This is a genomic window from Bradyrhizobium sp. cir1, assembly GCF_014198245.1.
Lineage (GTDB): Bacteria > Pseudomonadota > Alphaproteobacteria > Rhizobiales > Xanthobacteraceae > Bradyrhizobium.
Window position 1 is genome coordinate 312,789 of record NZ_JACIHE010000002.1, and the last position, 23,808, is coordinate 336,596.

The following is a 23,808-nucleotide window of genomic DNA, read 5'->3' on the forward strand; positions in this document are numbered from 1 at the left end:
TTGTTTTGACGCGTTTTCTTCACGCGAACCGTTTCCCACTTCGCTTGAAAACGCTACAGCCAGCGCTTGCGCCGCTTGAAGCTCTTGAGGTTCTTGAAACTCTTGCGCTGGTCGCCGGCGCCGCCGAGGTAGAACTCCTTGACGTCCTCGTTGTCGCGCAATTCGTCCGCGGTGCCGTCGAGCACGACCTTGCCCTGTTCCATGATGTAGCCGTGGCTCGCCACCGACAGCGCGGCGCGCGCGTTCTGCTCGACCAGCAGGATGGTGACGCCGAGATCACGGTTGATCTTCTGGATGATGGAAAACACCTCCTTCACCAGCAGCGGCGACAGGCCCATCGACGGCTCGTCCATCAGGATCATCTTCGGGCGCGCCATCAGCGCGCGGCCGATCGCGAGCATCTGCTGCTCGCCGCCGGAGAGATAGCCGGCAAGGCCGGTGCGCTCCTTCAGGCGCGGGAAATAGTTGAAGACCATGTCGAGGTCGGCGTCGACCTCGCGGTCCCTGCGGGTGAAGGCGCCGAGCTTGAGGTTTTCAAGCGACGTCATGTCGGCGACGATGCGCCGGCCCTCCATCACCTGGAAGATGCCGCGGCGGACGATCTTGTCGGGATCGATGCCGTTGATGCGCTCGCCTTCGAACAGGATCTCGCCGCGCGTGACCTCGCCGTCCTCGGTCTTGAGCAGCCCCGAGATCGCCTTCAGCGTCGTCGACTTGCCGGCGCCGTTGGCTCCCAGCAGCGCCACGATCGCGCCCTTGGGCACGTCGAGGCTGAGTCCCCGCAGCACCAGGATGACGTCGTCATAGACGACCTCGATGTTGCGCACGCCGAGCAGGGGCGGCGTCGCGACAGCAGTGGGAATTGAGCGGGTTGCTTCAATGGTTTGGGACATGCGTCTTCCTTCTCCGCTGTCGTCACCCGCCTTGTGCGCATCGCGCACTGGAGCGGGTGACCCAGTATTCCAGAGGCGCCGGCGATTCATCGATAAGCCGCGGCGTACTGGATCCCCCGCCTTCGCGGGGGATGACAGTTGTGTGTGGGGAAACGGCGGGCCTCACCACCCCAGCCATTCCGGCTTGCGCGGCAGCTCGACCGTCTTGACCTTCTCGAGCTTGATCGTGCCCTTGGCCATGAGGTCGTTGAGGTCGCCGTCGGTCGCGCCCGACACCTTGGTGCGATAGAGATCGACCTTGAGCGTGCCGCGATGGTCCTTGTCGGTCCAGGTTGAGGGATTACAGACGCCGTCCATGCCGGCCGGCACCCAGTCCTTCTTCTGGTAGAACCCCTTGGCGACGTTCTCGCCGGTGGCGCCGCCGTTCTTGGCGGCCCAGTCGAGCGCTTCCCTGGCGTAGAGCGCGCTACAGATGCCTGCGATATAGTGCACCGGGCGATAGGCCTTGCCGCTCGCATCCGATATTTTCGAGATTTCCATCACCGTCTTCATGCCTGGCGCGTTGCCGCCCCAGGTCACGGCCGTGCGCAGTGGGAAGACGACGCCGTCGGCGGCGTCGGCCGCGGTCTTGGCGGCATTCTCGTCCATGCCCCAGACATTGCCAAGGAACTGCACGTCCACGCCGGCGGCCTTGCAGGCCTTCAGCACGGAGATGTTGGAGGCGGCGGTGTTGCCGAGATAGGCGTAGTTGGCGCCGGAGCTCTTCAGGCTGAGGCACTGCGCGGAGTAGTCGCCGGGCGTCAGCGCGAACACGATCGGCGGCAGCACTTCGAAGCCGAGCTCATTGGCGATCGCCTCGCCGGCCGCCTTCGGCGCATTCGGATAGGGATGATTGCCGCCCATATGGACGAATTTCGGCTTGCCGCTCTTGCCCTTGGCCTTCCAATCCTCGGCGGCCCAGGTCACCAATGCGCGCATCGCATCCGAGTAGCTGGGGCCGTAGAAGAAGTTGTAGGGGGCGGGCTTGGCCTTTCCGCTCACGCCTTCCGGATCGGTCAGCGCCGCCGCGTAGGAGGCGGAGACGTAGGGAATCTTGTCCTGTGCGACGAAGCCGGTCAGCGCTTCGGTGTCCGCGGTGCCCCAGCCCATGATCGCGGCAACCTTCTCGCCACCAGACCATTTCTTGTAGAGCGCGATCGCGCGCGGCACCTGGTAGCCGTAGTCGTTGCTGTCGAGATTGACCTGCTTGCCGCCGATACCGCCGTTCTTGTTGATCCAGGCAAATGTGTCGGCCACGGCTTGGCCATAAGGCGTGCCGACGTCCGAGGTCGCACCGGAATAGTCGGCGAGATGGCCAACCGCGATCTGCGCCTGCGCGCTGGCCGCAAAGCCTGCGATCGCAAACGCGAGGGAAGCGGTGCTCAAAAGGGATTTTGTCTTCATGGGTTGGTTCCTCCTGTTATCGTTAAAGTGAAGTCGCCCGCGCTCAATGCGAGAACGGGTAGAGTTTCCAGTAGGCCTTGATCTGTCGCCAGCGATGCGCGAGCCCGTCCGGCTCGAACATCAGAAACGCGATGATGATGAGCCCGATCGCGATCTCGCGCAGGAAGGTGATGTTGGTGTTGAGCGACAGCGCCTTGTCGATCGCGCCGCCCTTCAAATGCAGGCTGATCCATTCCATCGACTCCGGCAGCAGCACGACGAAGGCGGTGCCCATCAGCGTGCCCATGATCGAGCCGGTGCCGCCGATGATGATCATGGCCAGGAACAGGATCGAGCGCTCGATGCCAAAGCCTTCCTGGGAGACCACGAGCTGGTAGTGCGCGTAGAGCGCACCGGCGATGCCGGCGAAGAAGGCAGCAAGGCCGAACGACAGCGTCCGATACTTCGTGAGGTTGATGCCCATGATCTCGGCGGAGAGATAATGGTCGCGGATCGCCACCAGCGCGCGGCCGTCGCGCGTGCGCATCAGGTTGGTGACGAGGATGTAGCTCAAGAGCACATAGGCCAGCACGACGTAGAAATACTGCCTGTCGCCGCGCAGCGTGTAGCCGAAGATCGAGAACGGCTCGGCGCTGGCGGGCACTGAGCCGCCGGAAAACCATTCTGCGCGGGAGAAGAAGTCGAGCAGGATGTATTGCGCGGCGAGCGTTGCGATGACGAGGTAGAGACCCTTCAGCCGCGCCGCGGGAATGCCGAAGATCAGTCCGACCATCGCGGTGACGACACCGGCGAGCGGGATCGCGAAGAATACCGGGATCGGCGCGTTGTTCGAGATGTAGGCCGAGGAGAAGGCGCCGAGCAGGAAGAAGGCGGCGTGGCCGATCGAGATCTGGCCGGTGAAGCCGACCAGGATGTTGAGGCCGAGCGCCGCGATCGAGAAGATGCCGATCTGGATCAGGATGCTGAGCCAGTAGCCGCTGAGGAATTGTGGCACGAGGCAGAGCAGCAGCACGCCCGCGATCGCGAAGTTGCGGCTGGTGGTGGTCGGGAAGATTGTGGTGTCGGCCGCGTAGGAGGTGCGGAAATCACCAGCGGGGATGAGGGCAGGGCCGGCCATGGGTCAGATCCGTTCGATGTCGTGGGTGCCGAACAGGCCGTAAGGCTTGATCATCAGCACGATGATGAGGACGTAGAACGGCGCGATCTCGTAGAGATTGCCCCAGTGCAGATACTCGCTGTCGACATATTGCGCGACGTTCTCCAGCAGCCCGATGATGATGCCGCCGAGCACGGCGCCGCCGACGGAATCGAGCCCGCCGAGGATCGCCGCCGGGAACACCTTGATGCCGTAGGCGGCAAGGCCCGAGGAGACGCCGTTGACGACGGCGACGACGACGCCGGCGACGGCCGACACCGTCGCCGAGATCGCCCAGGCCATCGCAAACACGCTCTTGACGGAGATGCCGAGCGACTGCGCGACCTGCTGGTTGAATGCGGTGGCGCGCATCGCGAGGCCGTATTTCGAGGCACGGAAGAACCAGGCCATCCCGATCATCATTGCGACCGACACCACGAGGCTCATGACATAGACGGTCTGGATCTGGAGCCCGAACAGGCTGACCGACTGGCTCTCGAACACGCGCGGGAATGGCTGCGGGTTGACGCCGAACATCCATTTCAGCGTGGCCTGCAGTACGGTGGAAAGGCCGATCGTCACCATGATGACGGAGATGATGGGCTCACCGATCATCGGCCGCAGGATCAGGACCTGCACCGCGATGCCGAACACGAACATGAACACCAGCGTGATCGGCATGCCGATCCAGAACGGCACCTGGTATTTGGCGAGCAGCGCCCAGCACACCCAGGCGCCGACCAGCAGCAGTTCACCTTGCGCAAAATTGACGACCTGCGTCGCCTTGTAGATCAGCACGAACGACATCGCGACCACGCCATAGAGCGTGCCGACCACGAGGCCGTTGACCAGGAGCTGGATGAGAAAGGCGGTGTTCATGTCATGCTATCCTTCGCCTCTCCCCGCTTGCGGGGAGAGGCCGTCGCGCAAAGCGCGGCGGGTGAGGGGGAGCTTCCGCATGCGAGGTGCTGATGAGGGTAAGACGGGGCGTGCCAGAAGCCTGCGCAGCGCCTCGACAGATGCGGAAGGGATCTTGTGGTATCGCCTGCGCGCTCGCCGACTGAACGGCTATAAATTCGTCCGGCAGGAGCCGATTGGTCCATACACGGTAGACTTCATTTGCCGCGAAGCCCGCCTCGACGGCGGCCAACACGCCGACAGTTCGCATGACGCCGTGCGGGACAGATGGCTGACCGATCGAAACTATCGGATCCTGCGGTTCTGGAACCACGACGTGTCTCGCAACTTGGCTGGCGTTCTCGAGACGATTGTCACCGCGCTCGCGGAGACTTCCCCTCACCCGGATCGCTGACGCGCTCCGGCCTCTCCCCGCAAGCGGGGAGAGGCGAAGGGCGGCGGCATGCGGGGCAGCAGACTGGCTCACTCCGCAGCCTCCGCCATATGCCCGTGCCCGCCGAGATCCACCACGCGCAGCGTCGTCCGTACGCGCTGCGTGGTGCCGTCCTGGAAGCGGATCACGGTATCGACGGGGATGTCGGAATCGCCGCGGTAGATCGCGTCGATGATGCCTTCGTATTTCTCGTTGATGACGCCGCGGCGCACCTTTCTCGTGCGGGTGAGCTCGCCGTCGTCGGCATCGAGCTCCTTGTAGAGCAGCAGGAAGCGCGAGATGCGCTGGGCCGGCGGCAGCGTGGCGTTGACGGTCTCGACCTCCTTCTGCAGCAGCGTGTAGACCTCGGGGCGCGAGGCGAGGTCGCTGTAGGTGGTGAAGGAGAGGCGGTTCTTCTCCGCCCATTTCGAGATGATGGAGTAGCGGATGCAGATCATCGCCGCGAGGGCGTCGCGGCCGGCCCCGAGCACCACGGCTTCGGCGATATAGGGCGAGAATTTCAGCTTGTTCTCGATGAATTGCGGCGAGAAGCGCTCGCCGCGCGAGGTCTCGGCGAGATCCTTGATGCGGTCGATGACGACGAGCTGGCGGTTCGCGTTGAAATAGCCGGCATCGCCCGACAGCATCCAGCCGTCCTTGATGTCGGCGACGCTGGCCTCGGGGTTCTTGTAATAGCCGAGGAACATGTTCGGGTGCCGCACCACGATCTCGCCGACGCCGTGGACGTCGGCGTTGTCGATGCGGATCTCGACGCTGTCGGCCATCGGCACGCCGGTCGTGTCGGGATCGACCTTGCCCTCGGGATGCAGCGTGTAGGCCCCGAGCAGCTCGGTCTGGCCGTAGAGCGTGCGCAGCGGCACGCCCATGGCCTGGAAGAACTTGAAGGTATCGGGCCCCAGCGCCGCGCCGCCGGTGGCGGCCGAGCGCAGGCGGGTGAAGCCGAGCCGGTCGCGCAACGCGCGGAACAGGATCGCGTCGGCAAAGCCGGAGTGCTTGCCCTGTTCGAGCGCGGCAAGGCCACTCTTCATGCCGATGTCGAACAGGCGCTGCTTGAACGGCGTTGCGTCCATCACCTTGGCGCGAACGTCGGCGGCGATCGATTCCCAGACCCGTGGGGCAAAGAGCACGAAGGTCGGCGCGATCTCGCGCAGATCGTTCATCATCGTGTCGGGCTCTTCGACGAAGTTGATCTTCATCCGGCACAAGAGGCCTTTGCCGAGTACGTAGACCTGCTCCATGATCCAGGGCAGCGGCAGCACCGAGACATATTCGTCGTCGGGCCCCTTGGGATCGAACGCGAGATAGGTCGCGCAATGGCCGAGCACGCGGCCGGCGGCGAGCATCGCGAGTTTTGGATGCGAGGTGGTGCCTGACGTCGTACAGAGGATAGCGACATCCTCGCCCTTGGTGGCATCGACCAGCTTGTCGTAAAGCTCCGGCTCGCGTGCGGCCCGCGCGCGGCCGAGTTCGGCAAACTTCTCGGCCGACATCAGGCGCGGGTCGTCATATTTCCGCATGCCGCGCGGATCGGAATAGATGATGTGCTTCAGCTTCGGGACGCGGTCGGCGAGCGTGAGCAGCTTGTCGACCTGCTCCTCGTCCTCGGCGAAGACCAGCTGGGCCTCGCCATAATTGAGCAGATAGGAAGCCTCCTCATCCAGCACGTCGCGATAAAGCCCGAGGCTGAGGCCGCCGATGGCATGCGTTGCGACTTCCGCCGCGACCCAGTCCGGCCGGTTGTCGCCGATGATGCCGATGACGTCGTTCCGGCCAAGACCGAGCTCGAGCAGGCCAAGCGCGAAATCGCGCACGCGCGTCTGGTAGTCGTTCCAGGTGAAGATGCGCCACAGCCCGAGATCCTTCTCGCGCAGCGCTATCTCGTTGCCATGCTCCTTCGCATTGAGCCGGAGCATCTTCGGATAGGTGTCGGCCTGCGCGACGCGGCCCGCATAATCCATCATGCAGCGCTCTCCTGCGCCGGCGAAGCATCGTCGGGATCGACCAGCACCTCGTCCTCCTCGCCGAGATAGGCGCGCTTGACGTGGGGGTCGGCGAGCACCGCGCCCGGATCGCCCTCGGCGATCTTGCGGCCGAAATCCAGCACCATGACGCGGTGGGAGATGTCCATCACCACACCCATGTCGTGCTCGATCATCACCACCGTCATACCGAACTCCTCGTTGAGATCGACGATGTAGCGGGCCATGTCCTCCTTCTCCTCGAAGTTCATGCCGGCCATCGGCTCGTCGAGGAGGATGAGGCGTGGCTCCAGCGCCATGGCGCGGGCGAGCTCGACGCGCTTGCGCAGGCCGTAGGAGAGGGTCCCGGCGGCCGCCTTGCGCACCGACTGCAGGTCGAGGAAGTCGATGATCTCCTCGACCTTGTGGCGGTGCGCCAGCTCTTCCTTGCGTGCGCCGGTGAGCCAGTACAGCGATCCCGTGAGGAAGTTGTTCTTCAAGAGGTGATGGCGGCCGACCATGATGTTGTCGAGCACGCTCATGTGGTGGAACAGCGCCAGATTCTGGAAGGTGCGGCCGATGCCGAGCGAGGCGCGGGCGTTCGGCGTGAGGCCGGTGATGTCGCGCTCCCCGTAGAAGAGCTGGCCCTCGGTCGGCTTGTAGCGACCGGAAATACAGTTCACGATCGAGGTCTTGCCGGCGCCGTTGGGGCCGATGATCGAGAACAGCTCGCCCTCCTTGATGGCGAAGCTGACATCGGTCAGCGCACGGACGCCGCCGAATCGCAAGGACACGCCGCGCACTTCGAGACTGGTAGCCACCAAACGAATCCCTCCCGGTGATGGCGCTTGATTGGCGCTCTTCGTCCGTTCCTGTCGGGCGATCCTAGTACGGCCGTGCCGGCCAGACCATGCAGCTATTGGTCTCGACCGGACCGGCGCGGCATTCGTTCCCTTTCGGGATCAAAAGCCGCACCACCCGAGGTGGCTCTCAATAGGGGAAAGCGTTATTTTGAAATGTCTCCGGCCTGACAATTCTGCGACAAAGTTTTTCGGGCGGCAGCGGCCTCCATCTTTCGTCGGATGGGGATCGGAACGACAATGTTGCAGCGCAGCAGAAAGAGCGGAGTGACGAGACGGTGCGGCTGGCCTCGAGATCATGATTTCGGAGGATCATCTGAGGCGCATCGCCGCCTGGTCGCGCGAGCTCACGCAAGCTGAGATCGAGGTCGCTCGCGCCGGAATCACGGAGCGGTCTTACGGCACCGGCGAGACCGTGTTCATGCGTGGTGACACGTTTGCCTATTGGGCCGGCATGGTCTTCGGCCTTGCCCGGATGGGCGGGGTCTCGCGCGATGGCAAGGAGACGAGCCTCGCCGGACTGACGGCGGGGGCCTGGTTCGGCGAGGGCAGCGTGCTCAAGAACGAGCCGCGCCGCTATGACGTGGTCGCGCTGCGCAACAGCCGCGTCGCGCTGATGGAGCGCAGCGCGTTCATGTGGCTGTTCGAGAACAGCGTCGGCTTCAATCGCTTCCTGGTGCGACAGCTCAACGAGCGGCTCGGCCAGTTCATCGGCATGCTCGAGGTCAACCGCACGCTCGATGCCACCTCGCGGCTTGCGCGCAGCATCGCCTCTCTGTTCAACCCGATCCTCTATCCGGAATCGACGGCGCATCTGGAGATCACCCAGGAGGAGATCGGCGCGCTCTCCGGCATGTCGCGCCAGAACGCCAACCGCGCGCTGAACCGGCTGGAGAAGGAGGGGCTGCTGCGGCTCGAATATGGCGGGGTGACGATTCTGGATATCGAACGGCTGCGCGGTTACGGCGATTAGTGAAGGCGCTCGCAACACAGCGTTTGTTGAGCCGTCTCGTTCCCCATTGCGGAGGCAGTTCGTTCACTTCGCCCCCGCCTTTCTCTCCGCCAGCGCACTCGCCATCGCCGAGATCAGCGGCCGCATGAAATAGGCTTCGTCGGCGGGCGAGACGTCGGTGCGCATGCCGTGCGCGGCGAGCTCGCCGGAGACGGCCGGGCCGACTGATGCGATCAGTGTGCGTTCGAGGCCTGCGCGCAGCTTCGCCTCGCTGCCATGCGCCTTGGCGGCCTCGATCAGGCGGCGGACCTGGCCGAGATTGGTCAGCGCGATCGAGTCGATCCGTCCCTCCGCCATGTCGTCGATCGCGGCGACGATGTTGGCATCCGCGGCCTTGGAATCGTAGACATAGGGCAGCACGGTGTCGACCTCGGCACCTTGCGCCGAGAGCGCGCCGGTCAGCGCGCTGTGGTCCTTGTCGGGGTAGAGCTGCAGGCCGAGGCGCCGCCCCTTCAGGTCGAGCTTGCCCAGCATCTCGATCACGCCCTCGGTGGTCGGCTTCTCCGTGGTCTGCTGCGCCTCGAGCGAGATTTCACGCAGCGCCTTGCCGGGCTTCGGCCCGCGGGTGAATTTTCGCGATTTGGCGATCGCCGCGACCAGGGCCTGGTCGAGCCCGCGGGCCCGCGCGAGCTTCATGATCCGCCGCAGGCCTTCGCCGGTCATCAGCACGAGGTCGTCGAAGGGCTTGTCGATGGCGCGCCGGATCCAGGCCTCGACCGGAGCGGGGTCCGGCGCATCATGGATCGTGAACATCGGGCACTGCACGACATCGGCGCCTTGCTCGGCCAGGAGCTTCGAAAACTGCGCCTCCTCGCGCGTTTCCAGGATCAGGATGCGGGTGCCGTTCAAGCGGTCGGCCATGGGCGTGCTCCGGTATAAATCGCAAGGGTACGTTCATCCTGACTCTGCGCTTTACGTTGATGCAAGCCTTGGGATTGGCGCAAGGGCAGCGTCGGTGCTAGAGCAGGGCGCAAATCGCGGGGTGTTCCGCGGCCGTTGCACAAACCTTCATCAGAGCCATGCCCGACCATCAATATGTCCTGACCCTGTCCTGTCCGGATCGCTCCGGCATCGTCTCGGCGGTGTCGACCTTCCTGGCCCATAACGGACAGAACATTCTCGACGCCCAGCAGTTCGACGACGTCGAGACCAAGAAGTTCTTCATGCGCGTGGTGTTCACCGCGGCCGATCTCGCCGTCGAGCTCGCCGCACTCCAGACCGGCTTTGCCGCGATTGCGGAGCGTTTCGGCATGGAGTGGCAGATGCGCGACCGCGCCGCGCATCGCAAGGTGATGCTGCTGGTGTCGAAGTCCGACCATTGCCTGGTCGACATCCTCTACCGCTGGCGCACCGGCGAATTGCCGATGACGCTTGCGGCGATCGTCTCCAACCATCCGCGCGAAGTCTATGATGGGCTCGATTTCGGCGGCATCCCGTTCCACCATTTGCCGATCACCAAGGAGACCAAGCGCGAGCAGGAGGCGCAGATCCTCGATCTCGTCGCCAAGACGAAGACCGATCTCGTCGTGCTCGCCCGCTACATGCAGATCCTGTCCGACGATCTCTCGGCAAAGCTCTCGGGGCGCTGCATCAACATCCACCACTCGTTCCTGCCCGGCTTCAAGGGCGCAAAACCCTATCACCAGGCGCACGAGCGCGGGGTGAAGCTGATCGGCGCCACCGCGCATTACGTCACGCGCGACCTCGACGAAGGCCCGATCATCGACCAGGACGTCGAGCGCATCAGCCACCGCGACACGCCGGAAGATCTCGTGCGCAAGGGCCGCGACATCGAACGCCGCGTGTTGGCGCGTGCGATCCGCTACCATCTCGACGACCGCGTCATCCTCAACGGCCGCAAGACTGTGGTGTTCGTGGATTGACGGTCGGTCGTTCCGGGGCGATGCGTCAGCATCGAACCCGGAACCTCGAGATTCTCAGGTGCGCAATTGCGCACCATAGTTCGCCTCTGCGAGGCGCCCCGGAACCACAGCGGGATGGTTGTTGCGCCTCAGCGGATCGCGCCAGGCGACGTCGTCCCCGTCGTGCCCTTCTGCGCCTGCTCTTCCTTCTCGCGATCGGCCGCCGGCATCAGCCGCTTGCGCTCGCGCTCCTTCATGTAGGCGTCGTATTGCGGCGTGCCCGGCCGCGGCGGGGCATCGGCCGGCAGGCCGCCGGCCCATTGCGGGACGTAGTCGCCCATGCCGGCCGAGAGTTTTTCGTTGACCGTGCCGCAGCCTGCAAGGTTGGAAGCGAGCAGGGCGACTGCAGCAGCGATCGAAAGCGAACGGGAACGCATGGACATCTTCTAGGTCGTGCCCGATCGGGCGCGGGATGAGGGAGCGCCGGATGGGCGTCAGCGGCGGACTATAGCCCTCAACATGTAAAATTGGCCTATTCGAGGGTCGGCGATAATGTATACATTTACGGTATTATAGTAAGCTAATTTAGCCCTTGAAGGGGCAGGCTTAGCTGATACGGTATACATTACGTATTCACTGTCGTGCTCGGTCGGTGAGCGTCGCCAATGGCCTCGCCGCGAAGCACGTGAGATGTCCAGATTCTGCAAATGAGAGGCGGAATCCTCCATCTACGGCGTCGTGCGGCCTCCTTAAAATGGCGCACCAACCACCATCGCCCAACCGGCCAGCGCCATGAGGGGCTTTTTCGTTGACAGGACCATTTTATTTGTACAATCGTACAAATCTCTCCCTGCCGTCGTTGAGGCAGATCACGCGGCTTGCGCCGAATGGTCGCCCAACGTCCGATTGACAACGGGGTTGCAGAGGACGCCATGTGGCCGCACGGCATGGCTTGTCCGTAAGTGAAGCGCGGCAAGGACCGGGCACTCGGTCCGGCTTACAAAAGGTCAGGAATGAAGGGGAGGGACATCTGATGTTCGAACGCAAGATTTTTTCACGCGCCGCAGCGGTCGCTGCCATCGCGGGCCTCGCGGCCGTCGCGCCCGCCAAGGCGGAAGACACGGTCAAGGTCGGCCTGATCCTGCCGATGACCGGCGGCCAGGCCTCGACGGGCAAGCAGATCGAGAACGCGGTCAAGCTCTATATGCAGCAGAAGGGCGACACCGTCGCCGGCAAGAAGGTCGAGATCATCCTCAAGGACGACGCTGCTATCCCCGACAAGACCAAGACCGCGGCGCAGGAGCTGATCGTCAACGACAAGGTCAATTTTATCGCCGGCTTCGGCGTGACGCCCGCAGCCCTTGCCGCCGCGCCGCTGGCAACGCAGGCCAAGATCCCGGAGGTCGTCATGGCCGCCGGCACCTCCATCATCACCGAGCGCTCGCCCTATATCGTGCGCACCAGCTTCACGCTGGCGCAGTCCTCGACCATCATCGCCGACTGGGCGGTGAAGAACGGCATCAAGAAGGTGGCGACGCTCACCTCGGACTACGCGCCGGGCAATGATGCGCTCAACTTCTTCAAGCAGAATTTCACCGCCGGTGGCGGCGAGGTGGTCGAAGAGGTCAAGACGCCCTTGCAGAACCCCGACTTCGCACCTTTCCTGCAGCGCATGAAGGATGCCAAGCCCGACGCGATCTTCGTGTTCGTGCCGGCGGGCCAGGGCGGCAACTTCATGAAGCAATATGCCGAGCGCGGCCTCGACAAGGCCGGCATCAAGGTGATCGGGCCGGGCGACGTCACGGACGATGACCTGCTCAACAACATGGGCGACGCCGTGCTCGGCACGGTCACCGCGCATCTCTACTCCGCAGCGCATCCGTCCGCGATGAACAAGGACTTCGTCGCCGCCTACAAGAAGGCGTTCGGAAACCGCCCGGGCTTCATGGCGGTGAGCGGCTATGACGGCATCCACCTGATCTACGAGGCGCTGAAGAAGACCAACGGCGACACCGACGGCACCAAGCTGGTCGAGGCCATGAAGGGCCAGAAGTGGGAAAGCCCGCGCGGTCCGATCTCGATCGACCCCGAGACCCGCGACATCGTGCAGAACATCTACATCCGCAAGGTCGAGAAGGTCGACGGCGAGCTCTACAATGTCGAGTTCGCGACCTTCGAGGCCGTCAAGGATCTCGGCAAGACCAAGAAGTGACGCGCGAAAGCGCGTCATCCCGGAGCGCGCATTAGCGCGAATCTCAGATGCGCAATTGCGCATCTGAGATCTCGAAATTGTTGAAGCGAGATTCCGGGTTCATCGCCTTCGTGCTGCCCCGGAATGACGAGCGTCTACAGGAACGATCTACCGTCGATGACCGCAATTCTCACCAACCTGTTCGATGGCGTTGCCTACGGCATGCTGCTGTTCGTGCTCGCCTGCGGGCTCGCGGTCACGCTCGGTCTGATGAATTTCGTCAACCTCGCCCATGGCGCCTTCGCCATGGCCGGCGGCTATGTCTGCATGGTGCTGGTCAACCGGATGGGCTGGCCGTTCTTCGCCGCGCTGCCGCTCGCTTTCGTCTCGTCGGCCGCGATCGGCATCGCACTGGAGCGCACGCTCTACCGGCATCTCTACACCCGCAGCCATCTCGACCAGGTGCTGTTCACCATCGGCCTGACCTTCATGTCGGTCGCAGCCGTCGACTATATCCAGGGCTCCTCGCGCGTCTTCATCAACCTGCCGGCCGCGCTCCAGGGCCAGTTCGATGTGTTCGGCGTCGGCATCGGCCGCTACCGGCTGATGATCATCGTGATCTGCGGCCTGCTCACCATCGGCCTCCAGATGGTGCTGGCCAAGACCCGCTTCGGCAGCCGCCTGCGCGCTGCGGTCGACGACCCGCGCGCTGCCAGCGGCCTCGGCATCAACGTGCCGCAGGTGTTCGCCTTCACCTTTGCGTTCGGTTGCGGGCTCGCCGGTCTCGGCGGTGCGCTGAGCGCCGAGATCCTCGGCCTCGATCCGTATTTCCCGCTGAAGTTCATGATCTACTTCCTGATCGTGGTCACCGTCGGCGGCTCCTCCTCGATAACAGGCCCGTTCCTGGCCTCGCTCCTGCTCGGCATCGGCGACGTCGCCGGTAAATATTACGTGCCGAAGATGGGACCCTTCGTGATCTACACCATGATGATCGTGATCCTGATCTGGCGCCCGAACGGCCTGTTCGGCCGCACGGCCGCGCGTTGAGTTCGCCGATGACCGCTTCTTCCGACGTCGGGTATCACGCCCAGCGCCACGCGCGCTGGCACTATGGCGAGGCCGCCTTCTGGCTCATCGTGCTGGCCTGCGGCTTCCTGTTTCCCACGCGCTATCTGATCATGACCGACATTCTGCGGCTGGCGCTGTTCACGATGTCGCTCGATCTGATCCTCGGCTATGCCGGGATCGTCTCGCTCGGCCATGCCGCCTTCTTCGGCGTCGGCGCCTATGCCGCGGGGCTTCTGGCCCTGCACGGAATCATCAACGAGCCCGTGCTGGCACTCATCGTCGCGGGCCTTGCCGCAATGGTGCTGGGCTTTGCCACCAGCTTCCTGGTGATCCGCGGCGTCGATCTGACCCGGCTGATGGTCACGCTCGGCATCGCGCTGCTGCTGGAGGCGCTCGCCGAACGCTTCTCCAACATCACCGGCGGCACCGACGGCCTGCAAGGCATCGAGATGCAGCCGATCTTCGGCGAGATTCCGTTCGACATGTTCGGCAAGGCCGGCTTCTTCTATTCGCTGGCCGTATTGTTCGTGCTGTTCCTGCTCGCCCGCCGCGTCGTCCATTCCCCGTTCGGCCTGTCGCTGCGCGCCATCAAGAACAACCCGCTGCGCGCAGCCGCCATCGGCATCCCGGTCAACCGCCGCCTGATTGCGATCTACACGCTCGCGGCGTTCTATGCCGGCATCGCAGGCGCGCTGTTCACCCAGACCACCGCGATTGCCTCGCTCGACGTGTTCGCCTTCGAGCGCTCCGCCGATTTGATGCTGGTGCTCGTGATCGGCGGCACCGGCTATCTCTATGGCGGGCTGATCGGCGCGGTGGTGTTCCGCATGCTCCAGGAATTGTTCTCCACCATCACGCCGCAATACTGGCAGTTCTGGATCGGCCTCGTGCTGGTCGTGATCGTGCTGGTCGGCCGCCAGCGCCTGCATCGCTGGGTGTTGTATGTGCCGAACCTGGTCATCAAGCAGGTCGCGGGCCGCAAGGCTGTCGTCGCCGTGCCGGAGAGCGACGCATGACCATCGCGCTCGAAACCCGGAATCTCGAAAAGCAGTTCGGCGGCCTGCGCGTCACCCGCGATCTTTCCCTCAGAATCGAGCAAGGTGCCCGCCATGCGTTGATCGGCCCGAACGGCGCCGGCAAGACCACCGTGATCAACCAGCTCACCGGTGTGCTCAAGCCGAACTCCGGCCGCATCCTGCTCGAAGGCCAGGACATCACCGACCTGCCCGTGCATAAGCGCGTGCTGCGCGGCCTGTCGCGCACCTTCCAGATCAACCAGCTCTATCCCGACCTGACCCCGCTCGAGACCATCGGCCTTGCCGTGTCCGAACGCCTCGGCCATGGCGGCGACTGGTGGCGGCGGATGGGGACGCGCATCGACGTCAACGGCGAGATCGCCGAGCTCTTGACGCGCTTCCATCTGCTCGACGTCATGAACGAAGAGACCGTGACGCTGCCTTACGGCAAGCAGCGCCTGCTCGAGATCGCTGTCGCCATTGCGGCCAAGCCACGCGTGCTGCTGCTCGACGAGCCCGCCGCCGGCGTGCCCGAGAGCGAGCGCCATGACATTCTCGCCGTGGTCGGCGCGCTGCCGCGCGACGTCACGGTGCTGCTGATCGAGCACGACATGGATCTCGTCTTCTCCTTCGCCGACCGCATCTCGGTGCTGGTCTCCGGCGCGCTGCTGACCGAGGGCCCGCCCGAGCAGGTCGCGCGCGATCCGCAGGTGAAGGCGGTCTATCTCGGCGAGGAGGCGGTCAATGTCTGACCTGCTCGCAATCGATGCACTTCGCGCCGGCTACGGCGAGGCCGTGGTGCTGCCGAAGATGAGCCTGCGCCTTGCCGAAGGGCAGGTGCTGGCGCTGCTCGGGCGCAACGGCACCGGCAAGACCACGCTGATCAACTCCATCGTCGGCGTCACCCGCCGCTTCTCCGGCACCGTCGCGCTGGCCGGCACCGACGTCACCACCTTGCGGCCCGACCAGCGGGCACGCGCCGGCATCGGCTGGGTGCCGCAGGAGCGCAACATCTTCCGCTCGCTCACGGTGGAGGAGAACATGACCGCGGTGGCCCAGCCGGGTCCCTGGACGGTGGAGAAGGTCTACGAGATGTTCCCGCGTCTGAAGGAGCGGCGGAGCAATTTCGGCAACCAGCTCTCCGGCGGCGAGCAGCAGATGCTGGCGATCGGCCGCGCGCTGACCCTCAATCCGAAGGTGCTGCTGCTGGACGAGCCGACCGAGGGCCTGGCCCCGATTATCGTCGAAGAGCTGCTCAAGGCGATCGGGACCATCACCCGGGCAGGGGGCATCTGCTCCATCATCGTCGAGCAGAATGCGCAAAAGATTCTGGGGCTCGCCGACCGCGTTGTGATATTGGAGCGCGGAACGATCGTCCACGACGCCCCGAGCGCCGCGCTGAAGGCCGACCCCTCGGTCCTGGAGCGCCACCTCGGCGTCGCAGGCGCGGCCGCACACTAATCTTTGCTACTCCCCGCTTGCGGGGAGTGGGAGTACAACGAGCGCCGACTGAAATTTCGGGAGAAACAAGAATGCAGCGAACCAAAGCCCCCTTCCGCGCCGACGAGGTCGGCAGCCTCCTGCGCCCCGCCAAGATCAAGGAAGCCCGCGCAAAACTGGAGAAGGGCGAGATCTCGGCCGACGATCTGCGCAAGATCGAGGACATGGAGATCGAGAAGGTCGTGCACAAGCAGGCCTCGATCGGGATGAAGCTTGCGACCGACGGCGAGTTCCGCCGCTCCTGGTGGCATTTCGACTTCCTGGCCAAGCTCACCGGCTGCGAGCTGTTCCACCCCGACACCGGCATCCAGTTCACGGGCGTGCAGACTCGTCACGATGCGGTCCGCGTCATCGGCAAGCTCGACTTTCCCGATAACCACCCGATGCTGGATCACTTCCGCTTCCTGAAGAAGGTCGCCGACCAGGCCCACGTCACCGCCAAGATGACGATCCCATCGCCGGCGGTGCTCCACTTCCGCGGCGGCCGCAAGTCGATCTCCAAGGACGTCTATCCCGATCTCGACGCCTTCTACGAGGACCTCGGCAAGACCTACCGCAAGGCGGTGAAGGCGTTCTACGACGCCGGCTGCCGCTACCTTCAGTTCGACGACACCGTCTGGGCCTATCTCTGCTCGCAGGACGAATTGCAGAAGGCGCGCGAGCGCGGCGACAATCCCGACGGCCTGCAGCAGATCTATGCCCGCATCATCAACTACGCGCTGGCGGAGAAGCCCGCCGACATGGTGGTGACGACGCATGTCTGCCGCGGCAATTTCCGCTCGACCTGGATTTCTTCGGGCGGTTACGAACCCGTGGCCGAGACCCTGCTCGCCGGCACCAATTACGACGGCTACTTCCTGGAATACGACAGCGACCGCGCCGGCGGCTTCGAGCCGCTGCGTTTCCTGCCCAAGGGCAACAAGGTCGTCGTGGTCGGCGTCATCACCTCGAAGTTCGGCGAGCTCGAGAAGAAAGAGGACATCAAGCGCCGTCTGGAAGAGGCCGCCAAGTTCGCGCCGCTGGAGCAGCTCGCGCTGTCCCCGCAATGCGGCTTTGCGTCGACCGAAGAAGGCAACATCCTCTCCGAGGAGGAGCAGTGGGCCAAGCTGAGCCTCGCGGTCGAGATCGCCAAGGAAGTATGGGGGCAGTGATCCGGCGCAGCCGCGCCATCGCGTGAGCGAGGCATCAGGGCTGCTTGATCGGCGACATCAGAGCGGGGCCGGACTTGTCCGCCCCGCTTGTTTTTTGCGCAGCACAGTGCTGCGGATCAGCCGCTGCGCCGGCGCCTCGAACCAGCGATAGGTGAGGTGCGAGGCGACGAGTGTCGGCAGCACGAAGGCCGCCCAGAACAGATGATCGCCATAGGGAATCGGCCGCTGCATGGCGGCGCAGGCGAGGGCGATGGCGAGCTGGATGGGGAAGTGCAGGAGATAGCAGGAATAGGTCATATTGCCGGCCACCTCCAGCAATGTCTCGATCCGCCGCGGCAAGGTGAGCTGGCCCGAGCAGCAGAACAACAGGATCGGCGCATAGGTCAGCAGCAGCGGTCCGGTGACCGGGACGATGTCGATGTCCGCTAGCCAGAGCGCCGCGGGCACCGCGATGGCGGTGCACCCGGCCATCGCCTCCAACATCCGTCGATGCCGGGAAAAGGCGACGGCCTGCCGGGCCATGGCGGCGAGCCCGCCCGCATAGAAGAAAGCCAGGCTGGTCCCGACCTGGGTACCGAACGTGATCGAGGCGAGAATCACGACCAGATTGAGCAGCGGGGATTTGGTCACAAAGCGCAGCGTCAGGAAGAAGGTCGCATAGTCCAGGATCTCGACCGAGACCGACCAGATCGGTCCGTTGAAGCTTTCGCTGCGCGGCGGCAGCCAGTCGCTCGCCATGAACAGCTGCGCGACGAAGTGCGGGACATCGTTGTTCTGATAGACAAAGTAGACGCCATGCTGCGCGAAATAGATCGGCTGCAGCACGGCGACCAGCAGCAACGTCGCGATATGGAGTGGGTAGAGTCGCGACAGCCGGTACACGAAGAAGGTTCGGCCGTCGATCGTGCGATCGGCGACGGCGGTGCGATACTTCCAGAAGAAGATGAAGCCCGAGATGCACCAGAAGAACCAGACGCCGTATTCGCCGGCCTCGTAGAACGGGAACAGAGCGCTGTAGAACGGCAGCTCGCTTCTGGTGAGGTTGACGCGGGGTCCGGTAGCGAACGCGAAGTGCTGATAGTGCCACAACAGGACGGCGACGGTTGCAAGGAAGCGCAACCCCTCCAGTCCCAGGAGCTTCTGGGGCTCCGGCAATGTCGAGCTTTTCGGCATGACGATATTGCCTCGGCTAACCCGGCCGCGTCATTGGTCCCAGCATCTCGTGGACGTCGTAGGTCATGACCGCGAGCAGGGCTGCGAGCGCGAGATAGGCGCCGCCATATTCGAGCTTGGTCTGGAGTGGCGCGCCGTAATAGGCGACGTTCTCGGGCGCATGCGGATCGTATCGCCAAGCGCTGACGAGCTGCGGGGCCGCAAGGATCGCCACGACGAGCAGCATCGGGCTTGGCCGGTACAGCACCAGTGCAACCAGGATCGGCACGCCGACGAACCAGATTCGCGGACTAAGGACGGCCGTCACGCGGCCGCCGTCGAGCGGCGAGATCGGCAGCAGATTGAACAGATTGAGGAACAGTCCCGCATAGGAGATCGCGAGCAGCAGGGCGCTGTCTTCCGATCTTGCCCACAGATAGACCGCGAGCGCGGCGGCCGTTCCGACCACAGGACCCGCGATCGCCACATAGGCTTCCGTCTCGACGTCGACGGGCTTGTCCTTGAGCGCGATCCACGCACCGACGAACGGAATGAACGCCGGCGCGCCGACATCGAGGCCGCGCTGCCGCGCGGCGACGTAGTGACCCATTTCGTGTGCGAGCAGCAGCGCGATGAAGCCCGCCGCGTAGCGCCAGCCCCAGATCGTCGCGTAGACCGCGAGCGACAAAAGCATGGTCCCGCCGCTGGTGGCGAGCTTTCCCCATTTCAGCCCGGAGAACAGCAGCAGAAAAAGAGTCTTCATGCCGTGCCGCCGGCGGAATCGCCGCGCGGCTTGCGGCGGAAGAATTTCGCCACGCCGGCGCCGGCGACCGCCAGACCGAAGATGATGGCCTTGGCGAACTTGAGCACAAAGGCAAGCAGCACCGCAAACAGGCCGAGCTTCTTGGCGGCGACGCCGCCGACCAGCGCGAGCAGACCATATTCTGCGATACGGTCGGTCGAGGCGCTGAAGTCCTCGTAGCGCTTGCCGGATTGATACGAGAGGTTGGCGAGCAGTTCGTGAGCCGCTCCCTTGTCCGTTGCGATCCGGCTCGAGTCCGACAGCAGGTTCAGGCTGAAATAGCCTTCGCGCCCCAAAGCGTATGTGTTGTAATTAACGTCCTTTTCGACGTTGTCCGGCGCGCCCTTGTCCTTGCCGAGGACCGACCACACCAGACGGTGCGACACGGCATCGTATTGCGGCGGCTCGATCCAGCCGATCACTTCCATCTCGGGAAATCCGCGGGCGAGGCGGTCCTTGTTGGACTCCTCGACGCCTTCCTTCAGGTTCTTCAGGAGGTCGTCCGCATTCCAGTCCTTGGCGGCATCATCCTTGATGTAGCCTTCCTTGATGTAGTTGATCACGACCAGCCACCGGTCGTTCTGCCGGGTGCCGAGCACGAGACCGACGAATGTCGCCTCGTGCACGACATTGCCGAGAGCGCGCATGACCCGCGCCCCCTCGGCTTTCGGCACGAAGAAGTCGCCGGTCGGGATTTTCAGCTTTGCCTGGTCGATCAGCGGGATGTCGGCGGGACCGGCGGTGCCGGCATTGCCGGCTGCCTGCCACGCGGCGGCGAGTTCCGCCTTGCGCGCCGCCTCGCTAGATGCTGCACCTTGCGAGAAACCAGGGTGTGATCCGAATATGACAGAGAGGACGATGCCGATAGCGGCAACGAATTTTCCCACGGGTTCCCCCAGCAATCAGTCCACCGACGGTCGGTGTTGCCGGCACTGTAGGATAACGATAGGCAGCAGGACAGGACAGCCGCAGGTTGCGTTCGACTATCTCGCTGGCTGTTGCAATTTTGGCGCGCTGCCGCGGGATGTCGTCACCCTCGCTAATTAGAACCGCAATCGTAACCGGATGGGCGTAGCTGCTTATTCCCGGGGGCGCTCATCGGGGCCATGGCACTCCGGCGGGCCGGTGCAAGCTCGCCCTCACTTCTCCGCCAGATAGACCTCGCCCAGCAGCGACGAATTCGACCACGGAACCTGCTTGTTCTTCGTGCTCGAGACCACCTCGGCCCGCACCCGCGTGAGCATCTGCTGCACCTCCAGCCCGGGCGTGCCGATATGGCGGGACAGTGCGGCGGAGAACGGCGAGTTGGCGCCTTCGCCGTCGAGCGCGACCTGGCCCGGTGCGGTGGCGAAAGCGATCAGGGTGCCGGCACCCAGCGTTGCGCCGGCGCCGAGGCTCGTCGGCGCGGCGAGACCCGAGGCACCCTCGATGCCCCGATTGGTGCCGGCGCTCGCGACCTGCTGCGCCATCGGATTGTTGCGGCAGGCATCGAAGATCAAGATGTTGGTGCGGACCTGGTCGTCGAGGCCGGCCATGATCGTGTCCATGTCGATCATCGCCTCCGTCATGCCCGTGCCCGGCTTGAGCTCGACGTCGACGGGAATGAGATAGTTGCGGCCGTCGACCTGCACGCCATGGCCGGCATAGTAGACCAATGCGACCTGCGCCCGCGCGGCCGCGCGCAGAAAGTCGCGCGTCATCTTCTGCATTGCGGCGCGGTCGAGGTCGATGCCCTCCGATAAGGTGAAGCCGATATCGCGCAGGCTTTTCGCGACCGCGCGCGCATCGTTGGGCGGATTGGGCAGCGCCTTCACATGCGCATAGGCGCCGTTGCCGATGATCAGCGCCATGCGTGTGCCGCGAACGGCTGGAGCGGGCGAGGGAAGAGGTGCCGCGCCGGTCTGCTGCTGGGCAGGGGATGCCGCCGGCTGCGTCGCGGGGGAAGGCGCATCGCGCGGTATCGGCGCGGCTGCATCCGTCACCAGCGACAGCCGCACCTTTGCCGTTGCCTGGTTGGCCTTGCTGCCGGCATCGGACGCCACGATCGCCAGCGTCGCCTTGTAGTCGTCGCGCGCGCGGGCATAGTCGCCCTTGGCCTCATAGGCCAGCGCGCGGTGGGTGTAGCCCGAGATCAGCACGCTGTTGGGCGGCGTCATGATGTTGACCGGGGGCTTGTCCTTGGCAAGCCGGATCGCCTCGCTGCCGTCGGCGATGGCGCGATCGAAATCGCCCTTGGCGCGCCAGATCGAGGTGCGGTTGATCAGCGGCTGCGGCAGCGACGGGTCGAGCCGGATCGCCTGGTTGATGTCGGCGAGTGCGCCGTCGAGATCGCCGAGCGCTTCCTTCGCGATGCCGCGGTTCTGGAACGAGAACGCCGATTTCGGATCTGATTTGATGGACATGTCGTAGTCGGCGACCGCCTTGGCGTAGTCGTGCTTGCCGCGCCAGGCATTGCCGCGATTGTGGAAGATGATGCCGCTGGGCGGGCCGAGCTTCAGCGCATCGTCGAAATCGGCGATCGCGATGTCGTAGTCGCCCTTGTCGTAATAGGCCGATCCACGCAAGTTGTAGACCGCCTGGCTCGGCTGCAGCCGGATCGCCTCCGTGGCATCAGCGATGACCTTGGTGTAGTCGCCCTTCTTGTTCCAGCCGACGGCGCGCCAGAAATAGACGGTCGCGAGCTGCTCGCCCTTGAAGACCTTCAGCGCAATGATCTTGGTGCAGGCGTCGACCATTCGGTCCGCCGGGGTGGTCTCGGTGGTGCAGAGCGGCCCGAGCTGGTTGCGCGCCTGCGCCAGGGCGGACGCCGGCCACAGCGCGGCGGTGAGCAGGCAGAGCGCGACAAGCAGGCGGCGCATGGCGGTCGTCCCATCGGAGGAGAGGCGCTTGTTTGTTGCCCGGCCGCGCCACGGGGTTCACCGGTCCCCGCCAGTGCGAACGCAGCGGTGGACGGGATCTGGCCCCTATTTCCCTGGTGGGCAGAATTTGCTAAGAGGCAGTCCCCAATTGCGTTGCCCACTCCCGTCCCACCAATGAAAAACGACGAAATCCTGAGCCAAATCACCGAGTTCTGCCGCAAGGCGGGCATGGCGGAATCGACCTTCGGCCGGCGTGCGGTGAACGATGGGAAGCTCGTGCAGCGCCTGCGCGAGGGCAAGCGCATCACCATCGACACGCTGGAGCGGATTCAGGCCTATATCGCTGCATCAACGACGGGCGGCCTGCCTCCGCCGCGCGGGCTTCAGGTACCCCCGGAAAAGCGCGATCCCCGCGGCAATTTCCGTTTCTTCGAGAACCGGCAGAAATACCTGCTGTTCGTCCACACCTGCAGCGAGAAGCGGGTGATCGCGGACCGGGTCGCGCTGGAGCTTTCCGCCATCCATCCGCGCCCGCCGGCGCTGCGCATTTTCGATGCGGGCGTCGGCGACGGAACGGTGCTGGCGCGGGTGCTGCGCGCGACGCACCAGCGCTACCCCCACATGCCGTTCTACGTGGCCGGCAAGGAGCTCAGCCTCGAGGACCTGCGGCTGACGCTGGAGAGGGTGCCGGACCGCATTTTCGAACATCCGGCGTCGGTTTTTGTCTTCACCAACATGTTCTATTCGGAGGCGCCCTGGCTTACGCCGGCATCGCCCGCGGCGGCAGCGGCCACCGTCTGGCACGAAGTCCCGCTCCGGGGATCTTCATCGGGCGAGTTCGAGCAGCAGATCGCCGAGCTCCGGCCGTTCCTGGAGCAGAACTGGCGCGCCGCGATCAGCCCGCGCACGGCCATGCCGCTCTATGAGCGGCCGGTCGTCCTCGTGCTCTATCGCGAGGACCACAGGTTCCTGCTGGATTCGACCATTCCGCGGCCGGGCCAGACCGAGGCCAATTTCGACCTCGTTATTGCATCCCAGCCATACCGCGCGCTGTCCTCGGTCAATTTCCGGGCAAAACGTATCATTGCGCCCCTGGCGCGGGCCTTGCGGCCGGGGGGGCGGCTGATCGGAATCCACTCCCATGGTCACGATCCCGGCATGGAAATGATCCAGGCGATCTGGCCCGGAGAAAATCCTTTCTCGGTGAGCCGTCATGAGCTATTGCGCGCCGTGAAGTACGAGCTTGGGTCGTTGGGCCGCGACTTAAATTTTAATGCTTATGCTGATAACCGCTCGATCTTCAGGTATGATATGGAAGCTCTGCCCAACGAGGTTACGGGCAATATCGGAACCTCGACGGCCTTTGCAGCGTGGAATGCGGCGGTGTATGTCGCTCAGATCGAGGACGACCGATTGACAGAAACGACTCAAAACGGCCGCACTCTGGATGCCGCCAGGGACGTGCTGAGAAAGTACAACGGCCTCTGGTTTCTTGACGAATCCTACGTCATCTCGCGCCGGCGTGATTGACACAATCCAACGGTAAACATCGCAAA

At 64.2% G+C, this 23,808-nt stretch carries 22 protein-coding genes; 10 read left to right on the plus strand and 12 right to left on the minus strand.

The genetic code is table 11. The features are described 5' to 3' along the window. Positions 1–53: 53 nt before the first annotated feature. From GGD63_RS05945 to GGD63_RS05960, 4 genes are all read right to left on the minus strand, one after another. On the minus strand, positions 54–893 hold the full coding sequence (locus tag GGD63_RS05945) for an ABC transporter ATP-binding protein (protein ID WP_183239962.1): 840 nt from the start codon (positions 891–893) through the stop codon (positions 54–56). A 162-nt stretch (positions 894–1,055) separates the two neighbouring features. Continuing rightward, a complete protein-coding gene (locus tag GGD63_RS05950) occupies positions 1,056–2,336 on the minus strand; it encodes an ABC transporter substrate-binding protein (protein WP_183239963.1) in 1,281 nt (426 codons plus the stop codon). 43 nt (positions 2,337–2,379) lie between these two features. Next, positions 2,380–3,453, minus strand: a complete 1,074-nt coding sequence (locus GGD63_RS05955) for a branched-chain amino acid ABC transporter permease (RefSeq protein WP_183239965.1) — start codon at positions 3,451–3,453, stop codon at positions 2,380–2,382. A gap of 3 nt (positions 3,454–3,456) precedes the next feature. Further along, positions 3,457–4,350 carry a branched-chain amino acid ABC transporter permease gene (locus tag GGD63_RS05960; RefSeq protein ID WP_018643253.1) on the minus strand — a complete coding sequence of 298 codons (894 nt, stop codon included), beginning with the start codon at positions 4,348–4,350 and terminating at the stop codon, positions 3,457–3,459. A gap of 79 nt (positions 4,351–4,429) precedes the next feature. Here GGD63_RS05960 and GGD63_RS05965 point away from each other — a divergent pair, with 79 nt between their 5' ends. Next, on the plus strand, positions 4,430–4,783 hold the full coding sequence (locus GGD63_RS05965) for an endonuclease domain-containing protein (protein ID WP_183239966.1): 354 nt from the start codon (positions 4,430–4,432) through the stop codon (positions 4,781–4,783). Positions 4,784–4,851: 68 nt separating this feature from the next. On the opposite strand, the gene GGD63_RS05970 is transcribed toward GGD63_RS05965, so the two are convergent. Next, entirely contained in the window at positions 4,852–6,783 is a 1,932-nt protein-coding gene (locus GGD63_RS05970; protein ID WP_183239968.1) for a long-chain fatty acid--CoA ligase, read from the minus strand. Further along, positions 6,780–7,601, minus strand: a complete 822-nt coding sequence (locus tag GGD63_RS05975) for an ABC transporter ATP-binding protein (RefSeq protein ID WP_183239970.1) — start codon at positions 7,599–7,601, stop codon at positions 6,780–6,782. The genes GGD63_RS05970 and GGD63_RS05975 overlap by 4 nt, the downstream gene beginning before the upstream one ends. 337 nt (positions 7,602–7,938) lie before the next feature. Here GGD63_RS05975 and GGD63_RS05980 point away from each other — a divergent pair, with 337 nt between their 5' ends. After that, positions 7,939–8,613: a Crp/Fnr family transcriptional regulator gene (locus tag GGD63_RS05980; RefSeq protein WP_183239971.1), complete on the plus strand. Its 675-nt coding sequence runs from the start codon at positions 7,939–7,941 to the stop codon at positions 8,611–8,613. Positions 8,614–8,676: 63 nt separating this feature from the next. Here the strand turns inward: GGD63_RS05980 and GGD63_RS05985 are convergent, their stop codons facing one another. After that, positions 8,677–9,513 carry a uroporphyrinogen-III synthase gene (locus tag GGD63_RS05985; protein WP_183239973.1) on the minus strand — a complete coding sequence of 279 codons (837 nt, stop codon included), beginning with the start codon at positions 9,511–9,513 and terminating at the stop codon, positions 8,677–8,679. Positions 9,514–9,671: 158 nt separating this feature from the next. On the opposite strand from GGD63_RS05985, the gene purU reads away from it, so the two are divergent. Continuing rightward, on the plus strand, positions 9,672–10,535 hold the full coding sequence (gene purU / locus GGD63_RS05990) for a formyltetrahydrofolate deformylase (protein ID WP_183239974.1): 864 nt from the start codon (positions 9,672–9,674) through the stop codon (positions 10,533–10,535). A 128-nt stretch (positions 10,536–10,663) separates the two neighbouring features. Here the strand turns inward: purU and GGD63_RS05995 are convergent, their stop codons facing one another. Continuing rightward, positions 10,664–10,957, minus strand: coding sequence for a hypothetical protein (locus GGD63_RS05995; RefSeq protein WP_183239976.1), 294 nt, complete (start codon positions 10,955–10,957; stop codon positions 10,664–10,666). A gap of 590 nt (positions 10,958–11,547) precedes the next feature. Between GGD63_RS05995 and GGD63_RS06000 the strand changes: the two genes are divergently transcribed. The 6 genes from GGD63_RS06000 to GGD63_RS06025 all read left to right on the plus strand — a co-directional run bounded on the left by GGD63_RS06000 (position 11,548) and on the right by GGD63_RS06025 (position 17,440). Continuing rightward, entirely contained in the window at positions 11,548–12,726 is a 1,179-nt protein-coding gene (locus GGD63_RS06000; protein WP_183239978.1) for an ABC transporter substrate-binding protein, read from the plus strand. A gap of 156 nt (positions 12,727–12,882) precedes the next feature. Then, positions 12,883–13,752: a branched-chain amino acid ABC transporter permease gene (locus GGD63_RS06005; RefSeq protein ID WP_018643262.1), complete on the plus strand. Its 870-nt coding sequence runs from the start codon at positions 12,883–12,885 to the stop codon at positions 13,750–13,752. Between the two features lie 8 nt (positions 13,753–13,760). Then, complete coding sequence (locus GGD63_RS06010; RefSeq protein ID WP_183239980.1) at positions 13,761–14,789, plus strand: branched-chain amino acid ABC transporter permease; 1,029 nt, start codon at positions 13,761–13,763, stop codon at positions 14,787–14,789. Beyond that, the gene (locus tag GGD63_RS06015) at positions 14,786–15,541 is read left to right on the plus strand and encodes an ABC transporter ATP-binding protein (protein ID WP_183239981.1); all 756 of its coding nucleotides are present in this window, start codon (positions 14,786–14,788) and stop codon (positions 15,539–15,541) included. Before GGD63_RS06010 ends, GGD63_RS06015 begins: the two co-directional genes overlap by 4 nt. Then, positions 15,534–16,250: an ABC transporter ATP-binding protein gene (locus GGD63_RS06020; RefSeq protein WP_183239983.1), complete on the plus strand. Its 717-nt coding sequence runs from the start codon at positions 15,534–15,536 to the stop codon at positions 16,248–16,250. Before GGD63_RS06015 ends, GGD63_RS06020 begins: the two co-directional genes overlap by 8 nt. Before the next feature lie 71 nt (positions 16,251–16,321). Continuing rightward, positions 16,322–17,440, plus strand: a complete 1,119-nt coding sequence (locus GGD63_RS06025) for a cobalamin-independent methionine synthase II family protein (protein WP_183239985.1) — start codon at positions 16,322–16,324, stop codon at positions 17,438–17,440. A gap of 57 nt (positions 17,441–17,497) precedes the next feature. Here the strand turns inward: GGD63_RS06025 and GGD63_RS06030 are convergent, their stop codons facing one another. From GGD63_RS06030 to GGD63_RS06045, 4 genes are all read right to left on the minus strand, one after another. After that, entirely contained in the window at positions 17,498–18,613 is a 1,116-nt protein-coding gene (locus GGD63_RS06030; protein WP_210315661.1) for an acyltransferase, read from the minus strand. Between the two features lie 16 nt (positions 18,614–18,629). Further along, entirely contained in the window at positions 18,630–19,355 is a 726-nt protein-coding gene (locus GGD63_RS06035) for a site-2 protease family protein (protein ID WP_183239987.1), read from the minus strand. Continuing rightward, positions 19,352–20,281: a DUF2167 domain-containing protein gene (locus GGD63_RS06040; RefSeq protein WP_183239988.1), complete on the minus strand. Its 930-nt coding sequence runs from the start codon at positions 20,279–20,281 to the stop codon at positions 19,352–19,354. Before GGD63_RS06040 ends, GGD63_RS06035 begins: the two co-directional genes overlap by 4 nt. A 252-nt stretch (positions 20,282–20,533) precedes the next feature. Next, positions 20,534–22,252, minus strand: coding sequence for a caspase family protein (locus GGD63_RS06045; RefSeq protein ID WP_183239990.1), 1,719 nt, complete (start codon positions 22,250–22,252; stop codon positions 20,534–20,536). 174 nt (positions 22,253–22,426) lie between these two features. Here GGD63_RS06045 and GGD63_RS06050 point away from each other — a divergent pair, with 174 nt between their 5' ends. After that, positions 22,427–23,782: a hypothetical protein gene (locus tag GGD63_RS06050; protein WP_183240756.1), complete on the plus strand. Its 1,356-nt coding sequence runs from the start codon at positions 22,427–22,429 to the stop codon at positions 23,780–23,782. Positions 23,783–23,808: the final 26 nt, after the last annotated feature.

What these genes read in the sequence shown, in the direction of transcription:
- GGD63_RS05955 (WP_183239965.1), bottom strand. Translation starts at nt 3,453, where the DNA reads ATGGCCGGCCCTGCCCTCATCCCCGCTGGTGATTTCCGCACCTCCTAC.
- GGD63_RS05980 (WP_183239971.1), top strand. Translation starts at nt 7,939, where the DNA reads ATGATTTCGGAGGATCATCTGAGGCGCATCGCCGCCTGGTCGCGCGAG.
- GGD63_RS06050 (WP_183240756.1), top strand. Translation starts at nt 22,427, where the DNA reads ATGAAAAACGACGAAATCCTGAGCCAAATCACCGAGTTCTGCCGCAAG.
- GGD63_RS06010 (WP_183239980.1), top strand. Translation starts at nt 13,761, where the DNA reads ATGACCGCTTCTTCCGACGTCGGGTATCACGCCCAGCGCCACGCGCGC.
- GGD63_RS06000 (WP_183239978.1), top strand. Translation starts at nt 11,548, where the DNA reads ATGTTCGAACGCAAGATTTTTTCACGCGCCGCAGCGGTCGCTGCCATC.
- GGD63_RS06045 (WP_183239990.1), bottom strand. Translation starts at nt 22,252, where the DNA reads ATGCGCCGCCTGCTTGTCGCGCTCTGCCTGCTCACCGCCGCGCTGTGG.
- GGD63_RS05950 (WP_183239963.1), bottom strand. Translation starts at nt 2,336, where the DNA reads ATGAAGACAAAATCCCTTTTGAGCACCGCTTCCCTCGCGTTTGCGATC.
- GGD63_RS06020 (WP_183239983.1), top strand. Translation starts at nt 15,534, where the DNA reads ATGTCTGACCTGCTCGCAATCGATGCACTTCGCGCCGGCTACGGCGAG.
- GGD63_RS06025 (WP_183239985.1), top strand. Translation starts at nt 16,322, where the DNA reads ATGCAGCGAACCAAAGCCCCCTTCCGCGCCGACGAGGTCGGCAGCCTC.
- GGD63_RS06015 (WP_183239981.1), top strand. Translation starts at nt 14,786, where the DNA reads ATGACCATCGCGCTCGAAACCCGGAATCTCGAAAAGCAGTTCGGCGGC.
- GGD63_RS05995 (WP_183239976.1), bottom strand. Translation starts at nt 10,957, where the DNA reads ATGTCCATGCGTTCCCGTTCGCTTTCGATCGCTGCTGCAGTCGCCCTG.
- GGD63_RS06030 (WP_210315661.1), bottom strand. Translation starts at nt 18,613, where the DNA reads ATGCCGAAAAGCTCGACATTGCCGGAGCCCCAGAAGCTCCTGGGACTG.
- GGD63_RS06035 (WP_183239987.1), bottom strand. Translation starts at nt 19,355, where the DNA reads ATGAAGACTCTTTTTCTGCTGCTGTTCTCCGGGCTGAAATGGGGAAAG.
- GGD63_RS05945 (WP_183239962.1), bottom strand. Translation starts at nt 893, where the DNA reads ATGTCCCAAACCATTGAAGCAACCCGCTCAATTCCCACTGCTGTCGCG.
- GGD63_RS05960 (WP_018643253.1), bottom strand. Translation starts at nt 4,350, where the DNA reads ATGAACACCGCCTTTCTCATCCAGCTCCTGGTCAACGGCCTCGTGGTC.
- GGD63_RS05970 (WP_183239968.1), bottom strand. Translation starts at nt 6,783, where the DNA reads ATGATGGATTATGCGGGCCGCGTCGCGCAGGCCGACACCTATCCGAAG.
- GGD63_RS05985 (WP_183239973.1), bottom strand. Translation starts at nt 9,513, where the DNA reads ATGGCCGACCGCTTGAACGGCACCCGCATCCTGATCCTGGAAACGCGC.
- purU (WP_183239974.1), top strand. Translation starts at nt 9,672, where the DNA reads ATGCCCGACCATCAATATGTCCTGACCCTGTCCTGTCCGGATCGCTCC.
- GGD63_RS05965 (WP_183239966.1), top strand. Translation starts at nt 4,430, where the DNA reads ATGCGAGGTGCTGATGAGGGTAAGACGGGGCGTGCCAGAAGCCTGCGC.
- GGD63_RS06005 (WP_018643262.1), top strand. Translation starts at nt 12,883, where the DNA reads ATGACCGCAATTCTCACCAACCTGTTCGATGGCGTTGCCTACGGCATG.